Annotated in this window: 15 protein-coding genes; 9 read left to right on the forward strand and 6 right to left on the reverse strand. The window is 69.4% G+C overall.

Features of this window, described 5'->3' with window-relative positions; translation table 11 throughout:
- Positions 1-9 precede the first annotated feature (9 nt).
- From ligA to EV193_RS14620, 3 genes are all read left to right on the forward strand, one after another.
- Entirely contained in the window at positions 10-2,127 is a 2,118-nt protein-coding gene (gene ligA, locus EV193_RS14610; RefSeq protein WP_130344649.1) for an NAD-dependent DNA ligase LigA, read from the forward strand.
- Entirely contained in the window at positions 2,120-2,623 is a 504-nt protein-coding gene (locus EV193_RS14615; protein WP_130344650.1) for a GNAT family N-acetyltransferase, read from the forward strand. Before ligA ends, EV193_RS14615 begins: the two co-directional genes overlap by 8 nt.
- A 268-nt stretch (positions 2,624-2,891) precedes the next feature.
- On the forward strand, positions 2,892-4,031 hold the full coding sequence (locus tag EV193_RS14620) for an HNH endonuclease signature motif containing protein (protein ID WP_130344651.1): 1,140 nt from the start codon (positions 2,892-2,894) through the stop codon (positions 4,029-4,031).
- A gap of 177 nt (positions 4,032-4,208) precedes the next feature.
- Here EV193_RS14620 and EV193_RS14625 read toward each other — a convergent pair whose 3' ends face one another.
- The gene (locus EV193_RS14625) at positions 4,209-4,862 is read right to left on the reverse strand and encodes an ACT domain-containing protein (RefSeq protein ID WP_130344652.1); all 654 of its coding nucleotides are present in this window, start codon (positions 4,860-4,862) and stop codon (positions 4,209-4,211) included.
- 233 nt (positions 4,863-5,095) lie between these two features.
- Here EV193_RS14625 and gatC point away from each other — a divergent pair, with 233 nt between their 5' ends.
- Genes gatC through gatB form a run of 4 tightly spaced genes read left to right on the forward strand, consistent with a single transcriptional unit; the run spans position 5,096 to position 8,625 of the window.
- Positions 5,096-5,395, forward strand: a complete 300-nt coding sequence (gene gatC, locus EV193_RS14630; RefSeq protein ID WP_130344653.1) for an Asp-tRNA(Asn)/Glu-tRNA(Gln) amidotransferase subunit GatC — start codon at positions 5,096-5,098, stop codon at positions 5,393-5,395.
- Complete coding sequence (gene gatA / locus EV193_RS14635; RefSeq protein WP_130344654.1) at positions 5,392-6,894, forward strand: Asp-tRNA(Asn)/Glu-tRNA(Gln) amidotransferase subunit GatA; 1,503 nt, start codon at positions 5,392-5,394, stop codon at positions 6,892-6,894. The genes gatC and gatA overlap by 4 nt, the downstream gene beginning before the upstream one ends.
- Position 6,895: 1 nt before the next feature.
- A complete protein-coding gene (locus tag EV193_RS14640; RefSeq protein ID WP_242613392.1) occupies positions 6,896-7,108 on the forward strand; it encodes a hypothetical protein in 213 nt (70 codons plus the stop codon).
- 32 nt (positions 7,109-7,140) lie between these two features.
- On the forward strand, positions 7,141-8,625 hold the full coding sequence (gene gatB / locus EV193_RS14645) for an Asp-tRNA(Asn)/Glu-tRNA(Gln) amidotransferase subunit GatB (protein WP_130344931.1): 1,485 nt from the start codon (positions 7,141-7,143) through the stop codon (positions 8,623-8,625).
- 60 nt (positions 8,626-8,685) lie between these two features.
- On the opposite strand, the gene EV193_RS14650 is transcribed toward gatB, so the two are convergent.
- The 3 genes from EV193_RS14650 to EV193_RS14660 form a co-directional block, all read right to left on the reverse strand.
- On the reverse strand, positions 8,686-11,796 hold the full coding sequence (locus EV193_RS14650; protein WP_130344655.1) for a S8 family serine peptidase: 3,111 nt from the start codon (positions 11,794-11,796) through the stop codon (positions 8,686-8,688).
- 304 nt (positions 11,797-12,100) lie between these two features.
- On the reverse strand, positions 12,101-13,279 hold the full coding sequence (locus EV193_RS14655) for a PQQ-dependent sugar dehydrogenase (protein ID WP_165401351.1): 1,179 nt from the start codon (positions 13,277-13,279) through the stop codon (positions 12,101-12,103).
- Between the two features lie 10 nt (positions 13,280-13,289).
- Positions 13,290-14,225: an alpha/beta fold hydrolase gene (locus tag EV193_RS14660; RefSeq protein WP_130344656.1), complete on the reverse strand. Its 936-nt coding sequence runs from the start codon at positions 14,223-14,225 to the stop codon at positions 13,290-13,292.
- Between the two features lie 24 nt (positions 14,226-14,249).
- On the opposite strand from EV193_RS14660, the gene EV193_RS14665 reads away from it, so the two are divergent.
- Positions 14,250-15,158: a 2-hydroxyacid dehydrogenase gene (locus tag EV193_RS14665; protein WP_130344657.1), complete on the forward strand. Its 909-nt coding sequence runs from the start codon at positions 14,250-14,252 to the stop codon at positions 15,156-15,158.
- Positions 15,159-15,219: 61 nt separating this feature from the next.
- Entirely contained in the window at positions 15,220-15,960 is a 741-nt protein-coding gene (locus EV193_RS14670; RefSeq protein ID WP_165401352.1) for a DoxX family protein, read from the forward strand.
- Positions 15,961-16,059: 99 nt separating this feature from the next.
- On the opposite strand, the gene ilvD is transcribed toward EV193_RS14670, so the two are convergent.
- Together ilvD and EV193_RS14680 are read right to left on the reverse strand one after the other, a co-directional pair.
- Positions 16,060-17,907, reverse strand: coding sequence for a dihydroxy-acid dehydratase (ilvD, locus tag EV193_RS14675; protein ID WP_130344659.1), 1,848 nt, complete (start codon positions 17,905-17,907; stop codon positions 16,060-16,062).
- 77 nt (positions 17,908-17,984) lie between these two features.
- Entirely contained in the window at positions 17,985-18,425 is a 441-nt protein-coding gene (locus EV193_RS14680; protein ID WP_165401353.1) for a PH domain-containing protein, read from the reverse strand.
- Positions 18,426-18,679: the final 254 nt, after the last annotated feature.

An 18,679-nucleotide genomic window follows, 5' to 3' on the forward strand; every position in this document is an offset into this window, starting at 1 on the left:
AGTGCCCCTGTGACCAGTGCAGACGAACAGCCCGCCGGGGCGGAGGACGTGCCGACCGAGGTGCGCGAGCGGCACGAGGCGCTCGCCGAGGAGATCCGCGGCCACCAGTTCCGCTACTACGTGCTCGACTCGCCGACGGTGTCCGACGCGCAGTTCGACGAGGCGCTGCGCGAGTTGGAGTCGATCGAGGCGGACCACCCGGCGCTGCTGACCGCGGACTCGCCGAGCCAGCAGGTCGGCGGCACGTTCTCCACCGAGTTCACCGCGGTCGACCACCTCGAGCGGATGCTCAGCCTGGACAACACGTTCAACTCCGACGAGCTCGGCGCCTGGTTCGACCGGCTGGAGCGGGAGCTCGGCGCGGACGTGCACTACCTGTGCGAGCTGAAGATCGACGGGCTGGCGATCAACCTGCTGTACGAGAACGGGCGGCTCACCCGTGCGCTGACCCGCGGTGACGGGCGCACCGGCGAGGACGTCACGCTCAACGTGCGCACCATGGACGACGTGCCGGACCGTCTCAAGGGGACCGACGAGTACCCGGTGCCGGCGCTGGTGGAGATCCGCGGCGAGGTGTTCTTCACCGTCGAGGACTTCGCCGTGCTGAACGAGAAGATCGTCGCGGCCGGCAAGCCGCCGTACGCGAACCCGCGCAACACCGCGGCCGGATCGCTGCGGCAGAAGGATCCCAAGGTGACCGCGAGCCGCCCGCTGCGGATGATCTGCCACGGGCTCGGCAAGCGCGACGGGTTCGAGCCGAAGCGGCAGTCGGAGTCCTACGAGGCGTTGCGCGCGTGGGGATTGCCGGTCTCCGAGCACACTCGCGTGCTGTCCACTCGGGACGAGGTGGCCGAGCACATCGAGTACTGGGGCAAGCACCGGCACGACGCCGCGCACGAGATCGACGGCGTGGTGATCAAGGTGGACGAGGTGCCGCTGCAGCGCCGGCTCGGCAGCACCTCGCGCGCGCCGAGGTGGGCGATCGCGTACAAGTACGCGCCCGAGGAGGCCACCACCACGCTGCTGGACATCCAGGTGAACGTCGGCCGCACCGGTCGGGTGACACCCTTCGCGGTGATGGAGCCGGTGAAGGTGGCCGGCTCGACGGTGGCCATGGCGACGCTGCACAACGCCGACGAGGTGCGCCGCAAGGGCGTGCTGATCGGTGATCGCGTGGTGATCCGCAAGGCCGGCGACGTGATCCCCGAGGTGCTCGGTCCGGTGGCCGACGCGCGCACGGGTGACGAGCGCGAGTTCGTCATGCCGACCGAGTGCCCGTCGTGCGGAACCGAACTGCGCCAACAGAAAGAGGGCGACGTCGACATCCGCTGCCCGAACGCCCGGTACTGCCGAGGGCAGCGGATCGAGCGGCTCACCTACGTCGGCGGCCGGAGTGCGCTGGATATCGAGGTGCTCGGCTACGAAGGTGCTGTGGCGCTGGTCGACTCCGAGGTCTACGACAACGAGGGCGACCTGTTCGATCTCGACGCCGAGAAGCTCACGCGGGTGGATCTGTTTCGCACCAAGGCGGGGGAGTTGTCCGCGAACGGGCAGCGGTTGCTGTCCAATTTGGACACCGTGAAGGAGCGTCCACTGTGGAGGATTCTGGTGGCGCTGTCCATTCGGCACGTCGGGCCGACGGCGGCGCGGGCGCTGGCGTTGGAATTCGGCTCGTTGGACGTGATCTTCTCGGCGGATGAGGATCGGTTGGCGCAGGCGGAGGGTGTCGGGCCGACGATCGTGACGGCGGTGCGTGAGTGGTGGGGGGAGGAGTGGCACCGCGAGATCGTGGAGAAGTGGCGTGCGGCTGGGGTTCGTTTGGAGGAGGAGCGGGATACTTCGATTCCGCGTCATTTGGATGGGCTGTCCATTGTGGTGACTGGGACTTTGCCGACGTTCTCTCGTGATGAGGCGAAGGAGGCGATTCTGGCGCGTGGGGGGAAGGCGGCGGGGTCGGTTTCGAAGAAGACCGCGTTTGTGGTGGTGGGGGATTCGCCGGGGTCGAAGTACGAGAAAGCGTTGCAGTTGAAGGTGCCTGTGTTGGACGAGGACGGGTTTCGGGTGCTGTTGGAATCGGGGCCGGACGAGGCGGTCAAGGTGGCTGAGCTGGCGTCGGACGATGAGTGACGTGGTCGTGAGGCTGGCTGCCGAGGAGGAGTTAGCGGCGGTGGGGGAGTTGTCGGTCGCCGCGTTCGAAGCCGATGGGTATTTGGACGGTGGGCGTTCGGATCCGTATGCGGCGGTTTTGGCGGATGCTTCGGCGCGGTGGCGGGAGGCTGATCTGTTGGTGGCGGTGGATGGTGACGGGGTGCTGCTGGGGACTGTCACGTTCGCTATGGCGGGGTCGCGGTATGCGCAGTTGGCTGAGGCGGGGGAGGCGGAGTTTCGGGTTCTGGCTGTGGGGGTGGGGGCGCGCGGGCGGGGCGTGGGGGAGTTGTTGACGCGGGCGGTGATTGGGCGGGCGCGGGAGTTGGGGGCGTCTGGGGTGGTTTTGAGTAGTTTGCCGGAGCAGCGGCGGGCGCATCGGATTTATGAGCGGCTTGGGTTTCGGCGGGTGGCTGATCGGGATTGGTCTCCGCGTGGGGGTGTGGAATTGTTGGCCTTTGTTTTGGGCTTGGGGTGATCTGCGTTCTTGGGGCTTGGGGTGATCGGCGGCGCGGTATTGTGCGGGCCGATTCTCACAAGTCAAGGGCGCCTTCGGCGTCGCTTCGCGACTCGCTTCGCTCGCCCTGGACTTGTGAGCCTCGATCGGCCCTAAAAGGCTGGCGCTACGGGCAGGCTCCGCCTGCCTTTTGCCCGTACCGCGCCGCCTCTGGAACCGGTGATCGACCAGCGGGTTTCACCTGGTCGGGTGACGCTTTCCGGGGTCGCGATCCGATAGACTCGAACACATGTTCGACACGACGATGGCGCGGCTGCTCGACGCGCTCGCTGACACCGAGCGGGTGAAGGCACGTGCCGAGGCGGAGCAGATGCGCATCCTCACCGAGATTCGGCAATTGCGGGGCGGCACCCATCTTGAAGAATTCACCACCGATGAAGTTGCCGCACACATGCGGTGGTCCACCCGCACCGCGCAAAACCGGATCGATGATGCGATGTCGATTGTGACACGCCTGCCCGGGACATTGGCAGCCCTGGAACGCGGTGCCATCGACCGGATCAAAGCCGCCGCCATCAACGATGTGACGGCAAAACTATCTGTCGAGCACGCCGGGGTGGTCGAAACCCAAGTACTGGAGAAAGCACCCGAGGTGGTGGTGTCCACACTGCGAGGCCATCTACGGAAGCACGTGGCCGTGATCGACCCCGACGGGGCACAACGCCGCCACCGCGAACGCGCCCAGGGGCGGAAGGTGTGGGTGGTCGCCGAAGAAGACGGCATGGCCACCATCTCCTGCTACACCACCGCCGCAGCAGCCGAAGCCTGCTACCGCCGAATCATGGAGTTGGCCCGCAACGCCACAACCGAGGGCGACCAGCGCACCGAGCCCCAGCGGCAAGCCGACGTGTTCCAAGACGCCTTGTGCGGCACCGATTTCGAACACGTCCAGGTGGTACTCACCCTGACCGGCTCAACAGACGAGCCATCAGTCGTCGAACTGGACGGCCACGGACCGCTCACCCCAGACGCCGCCACCGACCTACTCACCCACGCCACCGTGATCCACAAAGTCCCGACCACACCCACCAAAAACAACAAACCCTTGAACCGCAAAGCCCGCTGCTACCGGCCACCACCAGACCTGGTCGAACACGTCCGATCACGCGACAAAACCTGCCGCTTCCCCGGATGCCACCGCAAAGCCGAACGCTGCGACCTCGACCACACCACCCCCTTCCACCAACACGGCGACACCGTGCCCGAAAACCTCGGGCCACTCTGCCGGCACCACCACCGACTCAAACAACAACAAGGCTGGACACTCCTCCAACCCAAACCCGGCATGTTCCTGTGGCAAACCCCCACCGGCACCACCATCACCATCGAACCCGACAACCACGCGCCAAATCCTCGGCGGCGACAATGACCACCCATCCAACCCAGCCACCCACGCAACAGGCGTGCCCCGCTTCCCGGTGGCAAGCCGGTCGCCGGAACACCCCCACAACGACCAACCACAACCGGCGACCGGCGCGGCAGCACCCCACCACCCAGAACACGAGACAACGCAGACAAGCCAGCCCTCGTCCAAGCCCAAGCAAGCTCAGTCAGGCAGCACCACAGCGACGATCCCCGCCAGATGCGCCAACCGCGCGACTTCCGCCGCACGGAACATCGGCCCACCCGGCCGCCCCACCAACAGCACCCGATCCGGCTTGCCCAGAGGAGTAGCCGCCAGCTCCGTCCCCAGCTCCTGCCAGGTCTCCGGCACCCACGATTCCTCGCCGTCCAAGATCGTCGCCCGGGACAACGGCATCCACGGCAGCTCGATCGTCGTGATCTCCGGCGCCGCCGTACTGGACGCCAGGCACGTCGTCCCGCTGGAGTCCGTCACCACGATCACCGCCCACCCGGCACGAATGATCTTCGGCACGCCCTCGGCGAAGATCGACATTCCCTCGTTGGGCGCGGCCGCCACCTGCTCCACGAGCTCCAGCTCGCGGTGCGTGTCGAGCACACCCGCGTACGGCCGCACGGCGTCCACCTCGACGCCCTCGATCGATTCCGCCGCCGTGATCAGCGAATCCGGCAGCCGACCGGTCGGCAACTCGACCACCAGGTCGTCGATCGCCAGCCCGGAACCGCGCTCCACCACGTCCACGCTCAGGATGTCCGCCCCGATCGCGCCGAGCGCGGATGCGATCGCGCCCAGGGTGCCTGGGGTGTCCGGGAGCTGCACCCTGATCAGGAAGGACAAAGCCAACGCCTCCAGCGGTTCCTGTCGTTCACGCGCGTTCTCGTTCGCGCCGTCGTGCCGGCGCCGACCGCCGATTGTCCCAGAAGCGCGCCGAGCCCTCCCGTGCAGTCCGCGTTGCGGGACGTCACCGGTCTACACGGTCCGCCACGCCGTGAACAACCCGCTCGGCCAGCGCTCACCCGCCGCCATAGACTCGGCGGGTCCACACAGCAGACACCCTGAGGGGTTCCCGAGTGCCCAACATCTCCCGCGACGAGGTCGCACATCTGGCCAAGTTGGCCAGGCTCGCGGTGACCGACGACGAGCTGGACACGTTCGCCGGCCAACTCGACACGATCCTGTCCTCCGTGGCACGGGTCGGCGAGGTCGCCGCCGACGACATTCCACCGACCTCGCACTCCGTCCCGCTCACCAACGTCTTCCGCGCCGACGAGGTGCGCCAGGGCCTCACCCAGGCCGAGGCGCTCGCCGGCGCGCCGGCCGCCGAGGACGGGCGGTTCCGGGTGCCGCGGATCCTGGGGGAGGAACAGTGACAGACCTGACTCGCCTCACGGCGGCCGAACTCGCGGAGAAGATCCGCACCAAGGAGACCTCCGCCGTCGAGGTGACCCAGTCACACCTCGACCGGATCAACCAGGTCGACAGCGCGGTGCACGCGTTTCTGCACATCGACACCGAGGGCGCGCTCGGCGCCGCCCGCGCGGTCGACGACGGCATCGCCTCCGGGCAGCCGCCCGCGTCCCCGCTCGCCGGGGTTCCGTTGGCGCTCAAGGACGTTCTCACCACCAAGGGCGTGCCGACCACCTGTGGATCGAAGATGCTCGAGGGCTGGGTACCGCCCTACGACGCCACCGTGACGGCCCGGTTGCGCGCGGCCGGCGTGGTCATCCTCGGCAAGACCAACATGGACGAGTTCGCCATGGGCTCCTCCACGGAGAACTCGGCGTACGGCCCGTCCCGCAACCCGTGGGACACCGACCGCATTCCGGGCGGCTCGGGTGGCGGCAGTTCGACCGCGCTCGCCGCGTTCGAAGCGCCACTGGCGATCGGCACCGACACCGGTGGCTCGATCCGCCAGCCGGGCGCGGTCACCGGCACGGTCGGCGTGAAGCCCACCTACGGCGGCGTGTCCCGCTACGGGCTCGTGGCGTTCTCCTCCTCGCTGGACCAGGCCGGACCGTGCGCGCGGACCGTGCTCGACGCGGCGCTGCTGCACGAGGTGATCGGCGGGCACGACCCGCTCGACTCCACCTCGATCGACGCGCCGGTGCCGCCGGTGGTGGCCGCCGCACGTGAGGGTGCCTCCGGTGACCTGACCGGTGTGAAGATCGGCGTGGTGACCGAGTTCTCCGGCGACGGGTATCAGCCAGGCGTGCTGCGCTCCTTCGAGGCGGCCGTCGAGACACTGCGCGGCATGGGCGCTGCGATCGTCGAGGTCTCCTGCCCGAACTTCACCTACGCACTGCCCGCGTACTACCTGATCAACCCGAGTGAGTGCTCCTCCAACCTGGCCCGCTTCGACGCCATGCGCTACGGCCTGCGGGTCGACGACGACGGCACGCGCAGTGCCGAGGAGGTCATGGCCGCCACCCGTGAGGCCGGGTTCGGCGCCGAGGTGAAGCGCCGGATCATGCTCGGCACGTACGCGTTGTCCGCCGGGTACTACGACGCGTTCTACGGCCAGGCGCAGAAGGTCCGCACGCTGATCACGCGGGACTTCGACGCCGCGTTCGGCAAGGTCGACGTGCTGGTGTCGCCGACGACGCCGACCACCGCATTCAAGATCGGCGAGCGGGTGGACGACCCGATGGCGATGTACCTGGCGGATCTGTGCACGATCCCGGCCAACCTGTCCGGCACGCCCGCGCTGAGCGTCCCGAGTGGACTGTCCGATGAGGACGGTCTGCCGGTGGGCCTGCAGGTAATGGCCCCCGCGCTGCAGGATCAGCGCATGTACCGGGTGGCGGCGGCCTTCGAGGCGTCGCAGGACGGTTTGGTGATCGACCGCGTCGGTGAGCTGGAGGTGGCCTGACATGGGGGCTGACAAGTCTGACAAGAAGATGCGTGGCGCGTTCGGCGCCGCGCGGTCGGTCCTGGCGGCGTCGAACGCCGTGGCCGGTATCAAGAAAGCCAAACAGGACAACGACAAGCTGGTCCTGGCCAACGCGGTGGCTAGCGTCGCGGTCGCCATCACCGGTGCGCTGATCGCGGTTCGCACGCTGCGGAAGGGCGGGGACCACAAGTGACCCAGTCAACGTCACTGTCCACAGTAGAACTCATGGCCTACGACGAGGTCCTGTCCCGGTTCGACCCGGTGCTCGGGCTCGAGGTGCACGTCGAGCTGAACACCAACACGAAGATGTTCTGCGGCTGCCGCAACGAGTTCGGCGGCGAGCCCAACACGCAGGTGTGCCCGACGTGTCTCGGCCTTCCGGGGTCGCTGCCGGTGCTCAACGCCGTCGCGGTGGAGTCGGCGATGCGGATCGGCCTCGCGCTGAACTGCGAGATCGCCGAGTGGTGCCGGTTCGCGCGGAAGAACTACTTCTACCCGGACATGCCGAAGAACTTCCAGACCTCGCAGTACGACGAGCCGATCGCGTTCGACGGGTACCTCGACCTGGAGTTGGACGACGGCGAGATCGTGCGGGTCGGCATCGAGCGCGCGCACATGGAGGAGGACACCGGCAAGTCGCTGCACGTGGGCGGCGCGACCGGTCGGATCCACGGCGCCGAGCACTCGCTGCTCGACTACAACCGCGCCGGCGTTCCGCTGATCGAAATCGTCACCAAGACGATCGAGGGCACCGGCGCGCGGGCACCCGAGGTGGCGCGCGCGTACGTGACCGCGTTGCGGGACCTGCTGCGCGCGTTGGGTGTCTCCGACGTCCGGATGGACCAGGGTTCACTGCGGTGTGACGCGAACGTGTCGCTGAAACCGTTGGGGCGCAAGGAGTTCGGTACCCGCACGGAGACCAAGAACGTCAACTCACTGCGCAGCGTCGAGCGTGCGGTGCGCTACGAGATGACTCGTCAGGGCGCCGTACTGGCCGGCGGCGGCGAGATCGTGCAGGAGACCAGGCACTTCCAGGAGGCGGACGGCAGCACGTCGGCCGGGCGGCGCAAGGAGACCTCGGAGGACTACCGGTACTTCCCGGAGCCGGACCTGGTGCCGATCGCGCCGTCCCGCGAGTGGGTCGAGAAGCTGCGCGGCACGCTGCCGGAGATGCCGTGGGAGCGGCGCAAGCGCATCCAGGCCGACTGGAGCCTGTCGGACGCGGAGTTCCGGGATCTGGTGAACGCTGGGGCCGTGGAGCTGGTGGCGTCCACTGTGGACGCTGGCGCGTCGTCGGCCGAGGCACGCTCGTGGTGGGTGTCGTACCTGACCCAGCAGGCCAACAACCGCGAGGTGGAGCTGGCCGAGCTGCCGATCACCCCGGCCCAGGTCGCACGGGTGATCTCCCTTGTGGCGGAAGGAAAGCTGACCAACAAGCTGGCCCGCTCGGTGGTGGACGGCGTGCTGGCCGGCGAGGGTGAGCCGGACGAGGTCGTGGACAAGCGCGGCCTGGCTGTGGTCTCTGATGACGGCGCGCTGACCGCGGCCGTGGACGAGGCGCTCGCGGCCAACCCGGACATCGCCGAGAAGATCCGCGGCGGCAAGGTGGCGGCGGCCGGCAAGATCGTCGGTGACGTCATGAAGGCCACCAAGGGCCAGGCTGACGCCAAGCGCGTACGGGAACTCGTGATCGAACGCTGCACTGTCTGATCGCGAGTCCCACCCCCGGCGTGCGACTCAGCGTCCTGAGGGTGGGACTCGCGTGTCAGGTCAGCGCAGTGCGTAGGCGCGGATGATGGCTTGCTCCACGGTGTTCCCTTCGGCGTCCTTCGTACTCGCCGTCAACGACACAGCCTTCGCGCCGGCGGGGTGGTCGAGCGCCGCGATCCAGCGGTCGCCGTCCTGCCGCAGTTGCACCGGGAGCCAGGTCACGCCGTCGTCGTAGGACACCCGCACACTGGGCGTCTCGACCTTGTTCAGCCCGCCGTTGCGCTGGACGTACACCGGCACCTCGAACTTGCCAATCGGCGCCGTATTGTTCTGGTCCATCGCGGGCGCGAACCGGACTCCCAGCAGCGGCAACGATTTCTCACCGTCCACATGGGACGACCGGAACCGCCAGTCAGCTGTGATCTTGGTCGATAGACCGGCGACCGCCGCGTCCCGAGTCAGCTCGCTGTGCAGCCGATAGGCGCCCTCCTCCGGCTTCACCGTGAACCGGCCGCGGTCCGGCTGGTCCGACTCGCCGATCAGCGTGTCGTTGAGGTAGAGCTGGCTGCGGCCGGTGCCGGCGGACCGTCCGGCCCGGTTCGGATCCTGGTCGGCGGTCAGGCTGAGCGCGGTCCAGATCCTGTCGCTCTCGCGGCCGGCGTACACCACCGGCGAACCCTTGATCGGCGCGAACGACGGCCCGAACACCGCCTGGTTCCACTGCTCCACCGCGGGTCGGCCCGCGCCGAACGCGCGCGGTGAGGCCGTCTGCAGCATCGCCGTCTGCCTCCCGTCGGGCGTGTCGAGCTGGTAGAACAAGCCGGGCATCGGCTGATCGGGCGTGTACAGCTCGTCCAGCGTGAACGGCAGCGGCTTGGTCACCATGCCGTCGCGCATGCCGAACTTGCCGGGTGCCGTCGCGGCGTGCTCCGACCGGACCGGGACCAGATCGCGGTCGGCGAACCGGCGGGTCAGCTCGGTGGGAATGCCCTTGGTGTCGTTGAACCGCACGTTGTACAGGTACGGGCTGTTCGCGAACCCTCCGTTGCCGTCCGGCTCCGCGAGCCGGCCCAACGCGCTGAACTCGAACCGTTGGGGTGCCACGGTTTTCGACGGCCTGATCAGATACTTCTCGAAGTCCTTCATGTGGGTGAACGAGCCGGTGTCGCCCCATGACGTCGTGCGGTCGAGCCCGACCTGGGCATCGCCGAGGCGTGCCGTGGGCCGCTCGACCGCGATGTCGATCTTCTTGCCGTCCCGGGCGTCGAAATGCAACTCGGTGTCGCCGTTCACGGCGATCTCCGGCTCGGCGACGGTGGTGTTGCTGTAGTCCTCAGGGCTCCTGATCGTCGAGACGTACCCGTCCAGCCAGTATTTCCCCTTGGGCAGCCGCGCCACCACGGTGCCGGAATCGTGGTGCGGGAAGTACGCCTTGGGACGCTCGTCGGCCACGAACCGGACGCTGTACTCGGGAGTGGGCTTGCCGTCGTGGTCGAGGACGCTCACCTTCACGTCGTAGCTCTCGACCTCCTTGGTCACCGCGATCGGCGTGCTGATCCGCGCCGCTACGCCGTTCGCGACGATCTGTCCACTGTAGACACCGTCCGGACCGTCCACTGTGGACGTCGTGACGGTGATCGGGGTGCTGCCGCCGGCCGGCACGGTCACCGACTTCGGCACCGTGAACATGCCGGCCGGTGCGGGTTTTCCGTTCGGCCCCTTGGCATCCACGGTCAACTCGACGGTGACCGGCGCGGTGCCGGAGTTGCTGTAGGTCACCGTGCTGGTGATTGGCTTGTCGTCGTGGTGCGGCCACCGCGCGACTCCGGCGGAGACACTGGCGGGGGAGGCGAGCACCTGTGCGTTCACCGCCGCCGCGACGTCCACCCGGCCGGCGCCCTGCTGGAACACCGACAACGCGGGGTTCGGTTTCGCCGACGCCATGAGCGCCGACTTGATCTGGTCGACCTTCCAGTCCGGGTGCTGCGCGGCCACGATCGCCGCCGCGCCCGCCACGTGCGGTGCCGCCATCGACGTGCCGGACAGCTTCAGGTACTTGTCGCCGACCGGGTCACCGATCTCGGCGTCCTTCGCCTTCGCCGCGACGATGTCCACGCCGGGCGCGGTGATGTCCGGCTTGATCGCGTTGTCGCCGATCCGCGGGCCGCGGCTGGAGAAGTCGGCCAACCCGTCCGTGCGATCGATCGCGCCGACGGTGAGCGCGCGATCGGCCACGCCCGGGCTGCCGAGCGACTCCTCGGACGGGCCGGAGTTGCCGGCCGAGACGACGAACAGCGCTCCGGTCTGCTCGGTGATCCGGTTGAGCGCCGTGGACATCGGGTCGGTGCCGTCGCTCGGGAACGAGCTGCCGAGGCTCATGTTGACCACCTTGGCCTTGGCGGCGGCCCACTCCATGCCGGCGATGATCCACGACTCGGCGCCGCTGCCGCCGTCGTTCAACACCTTGCCGACCACCAGGTTCGCGTCCGGTGCGACGCCGACCCGCTTGCCGCCCTCGGCCGCGCCGCTGCCGGTGACGGTCGACGCGACGTGCGTGCCGTGGCCGAACTTGTCGTCGGTGCCGGATTCGCTTCCGGTGAAGTCCTTGGCCTCGGTGACCGCTCCGGCGAGATCCGGATGGGTGGCGTCCAGCCCGGTGTCCAACACCGCGACCGCGGCGCCCTTACCGGTGTGCCCGGCCTTCCACGCCTCCGGCGCGCCGATCTGCGGCACGCTGTGATCGAGGGTGGCCCGCACCGGACCGTCGAGCCAGATCTTGTCGATGCCGGACGCGAGCGTGCCGGACGGCGTGCGCGCGCTGTTCCAGAACGTGGTGTTCCGCTCGGCGAGCACCGCGGACGCGTCGAGGCGGGGGAGATCCACGGTCTGACGGGCGCCCGCCACGGTCGCGCGTGCGGCGCCGGCCTGACGGCTCACGATCAAGGGGAGTTCGCGGCGGGCCGCGTCGTCGTAGCCGGTGTCGGCCAGCCGCGACACGTTGAACAGCCGTCGGTCCAACTTGCCGGTGGTGAGCAGGCGGCGCGCGTCCTCGGGCACGACGTGCACGTCACCGCGCGGATCGGTCTGCCTGGTGAACTGGATCTTCTCGCGCCCCTTGGCCGGGCGGACGGTGGCCGCCTTGCCGGTCAGTAACACCTGGTCGCCGGTCATCAGGGTCACCGACCGTGGCACACCCCCGGCGACGGGCGCCGGTCCCGCTGGTTCCGCCGCCGCGCCGCTCCCGAGGATCGGCACGGTGACGGTCGCGACGACGGCCGCGCACACCGCCCCCGCGAGTAGTGATCGTTTTCGATTGATTGGTCGCACATGGCCTCCCGACCGCGTGTGGACAAGGCTCAACCTATAGACGCCTGCCGAGCCCGTGGCGTTGTGATCATGGAGGCGATGTGAGTCAGGCGACCTCGGCCATCCGGCCGACCCGCACTCGGTCGACCGGCCACACATTCAGGAGAAGTCAGTCGGGGCCTGAGCCGCCGCCGCCCTGGATGACCAGCAGGAACGCGCGGTCGTCACTGGAGACGGGCGTGCCGCCGTCCTTGTTGACCGTGCCCACCATGGCGACCTGATCGGCGATCAGGTCCATGCCGCCGAGCCGGCCGAAGCCCTCCGGCGGTTTCATGCTGATCTCGGGCTTGCCGCGCAGCGTCCCGTCCGCGGCCAGCGGCAGCGTCTGCAGATCGCCCGCGATCGAGGTGGCCACGGCGATCGACGCCGGTGTCGAGGCGCACCCCGCGACACCCGGCCGGTCTGGCCACGTCCACGCCGGGCCGGTCAGTGGCCGGCCGGCCTCGATCCGGTACAGCAGGTCGCGGTCCGCGCCACGGTCGGTGACCCACGTGCGCGCGCCCTCCATCGAGGCGCACACCCCGCCCGGCGCCCGCAGCCCGGACGTGATCACCGGCGAGCTTGGGTTCGGGTTGCCGCGTGCAGGGCGCCCGGCGCCGTCGAGGCGCAACACCTTGCCCGCCAACGAGTTCGGGTCCGCCGCCGCGGCCGGGTTGCCCGCGTCGCCGGTGGCCAGCAGCAGCGCGCCGCGGTGATCCAGCGCCAGCGCGCCCCGGTTGTTCACCGGCCCCTTCGGGATCCCGGTGAGCACCGGCTTGGGCGTGTCCTTCGGCGCGATGCGCACCAGACGGTTGTCGCTCGCCGTGGTGACGTAGGCGAAGATCAACTGGTCCTCGGCGTAGGTCGGGGACAGCGCGAGCCCGGTCAGTCCGCCGTCGCCGGACCGGTCCACTGGGACCGTGGCCACCACCACCGGCGGCACGCCACGCTGGACCCGCAGAATCCGGCCGGTGCGCCGCTCGCCGACCAGGCCCATCGGGTTCGAGCCGTCGCCGGGCAGGGCGGCGATCGCGGACACCGTGTCCAGGCAGGTCGCGATGACCAGCGGGTTGTAGTCGGTGCACCCCTCCGGCGGGCGTGGCGCGGTGGTGCTCGTCGGCCGCTGGCTCCCGCCGGGCTTCTGCTCGCCGGGCAGCTCGGGACGCGGGCCGGCCAGCGGCGTCAGCTTCGGCTGCGAGGTCCACTTGTCGGCGCTCGGCTGCTCGGTGAACTCCGCGCAGCCGGCCAGCGCGACCGCACCGGCGGCCAACATCGCGCAGCCCACAGCCACACTCCGACGAACCGACATGCCAGCCAGGCTAGGTCAGCGCCCGTGAACCTCGGGTGAGTGGCGGGATCAACGCGTCCAGCGGCTCCGGCCGGCGTGCCCGCTCGTCCACCCGGTCCAGCAACAGGTCCAGCTCCTCGACCACCACCTCGGGCGCCTCGAGCGGCAGGAAGTGGCTCGTCGGCACCACCCGCGTGCGCGCGTTCGGCACCCCCTCGGCGGCACGCGCGGCCGAGGACGGGTCGGTGAGCAGGTCGTAGCGACCGGCCAGAACGGTGATCGGGCAGTCGATGCCGGACAGATCGCCGGCCGGCACGTCGCGCAACGCGAGCGCCAGCGTGACGTACCACCGCCAGTCGTGTTTCAGGAACCGGGTGACCGCGGCCGCCACCGCGTCCGGATCGGCTCCGGGCAGCATGAAACCGCTGTGCCGCAACAGGTTCATGGTGATCGCGTTGACCGGAACCCGGTGCAGCACCGCGTCCAGGACCGGCCCGGCGCCGCGCACCGTGTGTGCCGCGCCGACGGCCAGCGCGCGCCGCAGCCCGATCGGCAGGCCGAGCACACCGCCGATCCCGCCGAACAGGTCGCCCGGTGTGCCGGCGGCCAGCAGCAGCCCGGAGACACGGTCGGGGAACCGGCGGGCCAGGCGAGTCGCCACCATCACGCCCATCGACCAGCCGATCACCACGCACCGCCGCACCCCGGCGGCGTCCAGCACGGCCAGCGCGTCGTCGACGTGGTCGTCCAGCCGGATCCGGTCGCGGTCGGCGGGACGATCGGAGGTGAAGGTGCCACGGTGGTACCAGCTGCGGACCCGCACACCGGCGCTCGGCAGCAGCAGCGACGGCCACGCCTCGGGGATCGTGCCGAGACCAGGACAGAGCAGTACCGGCGGCCCCGGAGTCTCGCTGTCCCACGCGACGATCCGGGTGCCGTCGGCGGACGGTAAGCCATGTTCGCGCATCGCGGGGAAAGTACCGTGTCAGGTGTGACGATCACGGTTCTGGTGCCCGATGACCACGGCGTGGCGGCACTCGGCGTGGTGCCCGGGGTGCGCGCCGTCCGCTACGACTCCGAGCGGGAGTTGCCCGACGACGCCGAGGTGCTCGTCCCGCCGTTCCTCGGCTATCCCGACGCGCTGCTTGACAGGGCGGCCGCGCTGCCGAAACTGCGGCTGGTGCACACGCTCACCGCCGGCGCCGAGCGGTGGATCGGCCGAGTGTCGGACGGTGTCGACCTGGCCGTCAGCCGGGGCGCGCACGGCGGCAGCACCTCGGAGTGGGCGATGGCCGTGCTGCTGTCGATCTACCGCGAGCTGCGCGAGTTCGACCACGATCACCGCGCCGGCGTGTGGCGCCACCACCAGACGGACACCTTGCAGGGCAAGCGGATCCTGGTGATCGGCGCCGGCGATCTCGGCCGGCGGATGCGGCGCAAGCTGGAGGCGTTCGACGCCGAGGCGACCCTGGTGGGCAGCACGGCGCGGGACGGCGTACACGGCGTGGACGAGCTGCCGGCACTGCTCGGAGAGCACGACGCCGTGGTGCTGATGGTGCCGCTCACCGACGGGACGCGCGGCATGGTGGACGCCGCGTTCCTGTCCAGCATGCGGGATGGCGCGGTGTTGGTGAACGCGGCACGCGGCCCGGTCGTGCACACCGACGCATTGCTCGCCGAACTCGAGGCCGGACGGCTGCGCGCCGCGCTCGACGTCACCGATCCCGAGCCGCTGCCGGACGGTCATCCGCTGTGGACCGCGCCTGGCCTGCTGCTCACCCCGCACGTCGCGGGCAGCGTGCGTGGTCAGCGGGACCGCGCGTACGGGATCGTGGCGGCGAACCTGCGGCGATTGGTGGCTGGGGAGATCTTGCGAAACCTGGTCACAGGTGACTATTGACCAACCAACCGTTATCGAGTTGTCGCGCACGCACTTGCGCGGTGCAATAGCCTGCTCAGCCGTGAGCAACGAGGATTATCGCCCTGCCTCCTCGGGCGGTTACAGAGATGACGGGCCGTTCCCACGGAGCGGCGAAGACTATTCGGGCTCGCAGCCGACCAGCAGGATCGACCCCAGCGAGTTCGACGACAGCGGCTACTCCAGCGAATCGACCGACCTGTTGACCAGCTCCTCGCCGATCGAGGACGAGGTCGAGCAGGAGCTGGGGAAGCCGCGGTGGCACAGCGGCGCCGATCTGGGCCTGCTCGTGCTGCGGCTGGTCCTTGGTGGCGCCTTCCTGGCCCACGGCCTGCAGAAGGTGTTCGGGCTGTTCCCGATCAGCGGCATCAAGCTCAGCCCCGAGATGATGTCACAGTCGCTGCAGGCGTCCGGGTACAAGCAGCCCGAGCTGCTCGCCTGGGTGCTCAGCCTGACCGAGCTCAGTGCCGGCGCGCTGCTGATACTCGGTTTGCTGACACCGCTGGCGGCGGCCGGAATCGTCGGCGTGATGATCAACGCCATCGCCGACCACTGGAGCCTGGGCTTCTTCGGCCAGATCTCCGCCACGGGCGCGGTCACCGCTGGCTGGGAGCTGAACTTCGTGCTGGCCGGCGCGGCGGTGGCGCTGATGTTCACCGGGCCGGGGCGGATCTCGATCGACCGTCCGCTGCCGTGGTACCGCAAGCCGATTCCGTTCGGCTTCCTGTGCCTGGTGGTCGGCGTCGGCGCGGCACTGCTCGTGCGCTTCGTGATGAAGAGCTGAACTCCACCAGTCCCCGCCCGACAACTGGTTTGCCGTCGTTGCGGACACTCCGACCGGGGGTTTGTGGGTCTTGAAGACCTACAAACCCCCTGGGGCGGCTCAGTCCTGGTAGGCGTTGCGCGCCGCGCCGGTGGCGGCCGAGGTGGTCAGCCGGGCGTAGGCGTGCAGGGCGGCGGACACCGGGCGCTGCCGGTCGACCGGACGCCACGGGCGCTCGCTGGACTCCATCTTGGCTCGCCGTTCGGCCAGAACGTCCTTGTCCACCAACAGTTCCAGCTTCCGCTCGTGCACGTCGATCAGGATCTGGTCACCGTCGTGGACCAGGCCGATCGTGCCGAAGGAGGCCGCCTCCGGCGAGATGTGCCCGATCGACAGGCCGGACGTGCCGCCGGAGAACCGCCCGTCGGTGATCAGCGCGCACTGCTTGCCGAGGCCGGCGCCCTTGAGGAACGCGGTCGGGTGCAGCATCTCCTGCATGCCCGGCCCGCCTGCCGGCCCCTCGTAGCGCACCACGAGCACGTCGCCCGGCTGGATCTCCTTGTTCAGGATGGCCGACACGGCCTGCTCCTGACTCTCCACCACGCGCGCCGGCCCCTGGAAGCGGAACAGCTCCTCCTCGATACCGGCGGACTTGATCACCGCGCCGTCCTCGGCCAGGTTGCCGTGCAGCACGGCCAGCCCGCCGTCGGCGGTGTAGGCGTGCTCGACGTCCCGGATGCAGCCGCCGGCCGCGTCGGTGTCCAGGTCCAGCCAGCGGTTCGACGTGGAGAACGCCTTCGTGGTGCGCACTCCGCCGGGCGCGGCGTGGTACAGCTCCACCGCATCCTCCGACGGCGATCCGCTCCGGATGTCCCACTCGGTCAGCCATTCGGACAGCGTCGGGCTGTGCACCGAGTGCACGTCACGGTTGAGCAGGCCGCCCCGGTCCAGCTCGCCGAGGATCGCGGGGATTCCGCCGGCCCGGTGCACGTCCTCCATGTGGTAGTCCGAGTTCGGCGACACCTTCGACAGGCACGGCACCTTGCGGCTGATCGCGTCGATGTCGGCGAGCGTGAAGTCGATCTCGCCCTCCAGCGCCGCGGCCAGCACGTGCAGCACGGTGTTGGTGGAGCCGCCCATCGCCACGTCGAGCGCCATCGCGTTCTCGAACGCCGTGCGGTTGGCGATCTGGCGGGGGAGGGCCGACTCGTCGTCCTCGGCGTACCACCGGCGGGCCAGCTCCACGACCGTGGTGCCGGCGCGCTCGAACAGCGCACGCCGCGCGGTGTGCGTGGCGAGCGTGGAACCGTTGCCCGGCAAGGAAAGCCCGAGTGCCTCAGTGAGACAGTTCATCGAGTTCGCGGTGAACATCCCGGAGCACGAGCCGCACGTCGGGCAGGCCGAGCGCTCCACCTCGGTCAGCCCCTGATCGTCCACAGTGGACGATGCGGACGCGGAGATCGCGGTGATCAGGTCGGTCGGCGCGTGCGCGACGCCGTCCACCACGACGGCCTTGCCGGCTTCCATCGGCCCGCCGGAGACGAACACGGTCGGGATGTTCAGCCGCATGGCGGCGTTCAGCATGCCCGGGGTGATCTTGTCGCAGTTGGAGATGCACACCAGCGCGTCGGCCGCGTGCCCGTTCACCATGTACTCGACGGTGTCGGAGATGATCTCCCGGGACGGCAGCGAGTACAGCATCCCGCCGTGCCCCATGGCGATCCCGTCGTCCAGCGCCATGGTGTGGAACTCGCGCGGCACACCGCCGGCTTCGCGAATCGCGTCGGCCACCACGTCGCCGAGGTCGCGCAGGTGCACGTGCCCCGGCACGAACTGGGTGTAGGAGTTGGCGATCGCCACGATCGGCTTGCCGAAGTCACTGTCGGTCATGCCGGTGGCCCGCCACAGCGCGCGAGCGCCGGCGGCATTGCGGCCGTGGGTGGTGGTGCGGGAGCGAAGGGGAGGCACAGCTGCTCCAGATGCGAAAGTCTGCGATTGTCCGGCGCCTGGGTGAGGCGCCCCGTACGGGAGCGGTGCCTTCGAGGTTACTCCTCGGCGTCGTCGGCCCGCTCGGGCTCCTCGGTCGGGTCGGGCACCCGGCCGCCGCTGATCAGCGCCAACGCGGGCAGGTGCCGAGGGCGCACCGACGGCAGCCGAATACCGGCGCTGTCCTTGTCGCCGACGACCGCGTCCACTCGCGTGCCCTTGGTGATCCGCAGTCCGACGACCGTGTTCCAGGACAGCGACCGCCGGCCGAACACCGTGCGCACGACCAGCTTGTCCCGGTCGGCGACGGTGCGCGTGCGCACCACCCACCAGCCGGCCGCGAGCGGCACGAGGAAGATCGCCTGCAGTCCCGGCACACCGACGAACGCCACCGGCAGGCAGCCGAGGGCGAGCAGGAACACACCGAGAAGCGCGGTCGGCGGGATACGGAACACCAGTCGTTGCGGGGTCTCGACCTGGTTCGACACGTCGTCTGGCACGGCACGCAATGGTGCCCTTATCGTTGTGGCCGCCGGTCACCGGGTCACCCGAGCGTGTCCAGTATCCGGGATCACTATCCCGCAGAGTTGACTCCACTGCTCCGTCCGCACTAGCGTCGTTCGCGTGCGGCAGCAGACGATTCTCGTACTTCCCCAGCGCGTTCGACGCTGAGGAATTCCGAGCTGCGTCGAACGCGCGACCCTCGTACGGCTTAAGCGGCCGGCGGGGGTTTTTTCGTGTCGAGACCACCGAC

Source organism: Herbihabitans rhizosphaerae, from assembly GCF_004216555.1.
Classification (GTDB): Bacteria; Actinomycetota; Actinomycetes; order Mycobacteriales; family Pseudonocardiaceae; genus Herbihabitans; species Herbihabitans rhizosphaerae.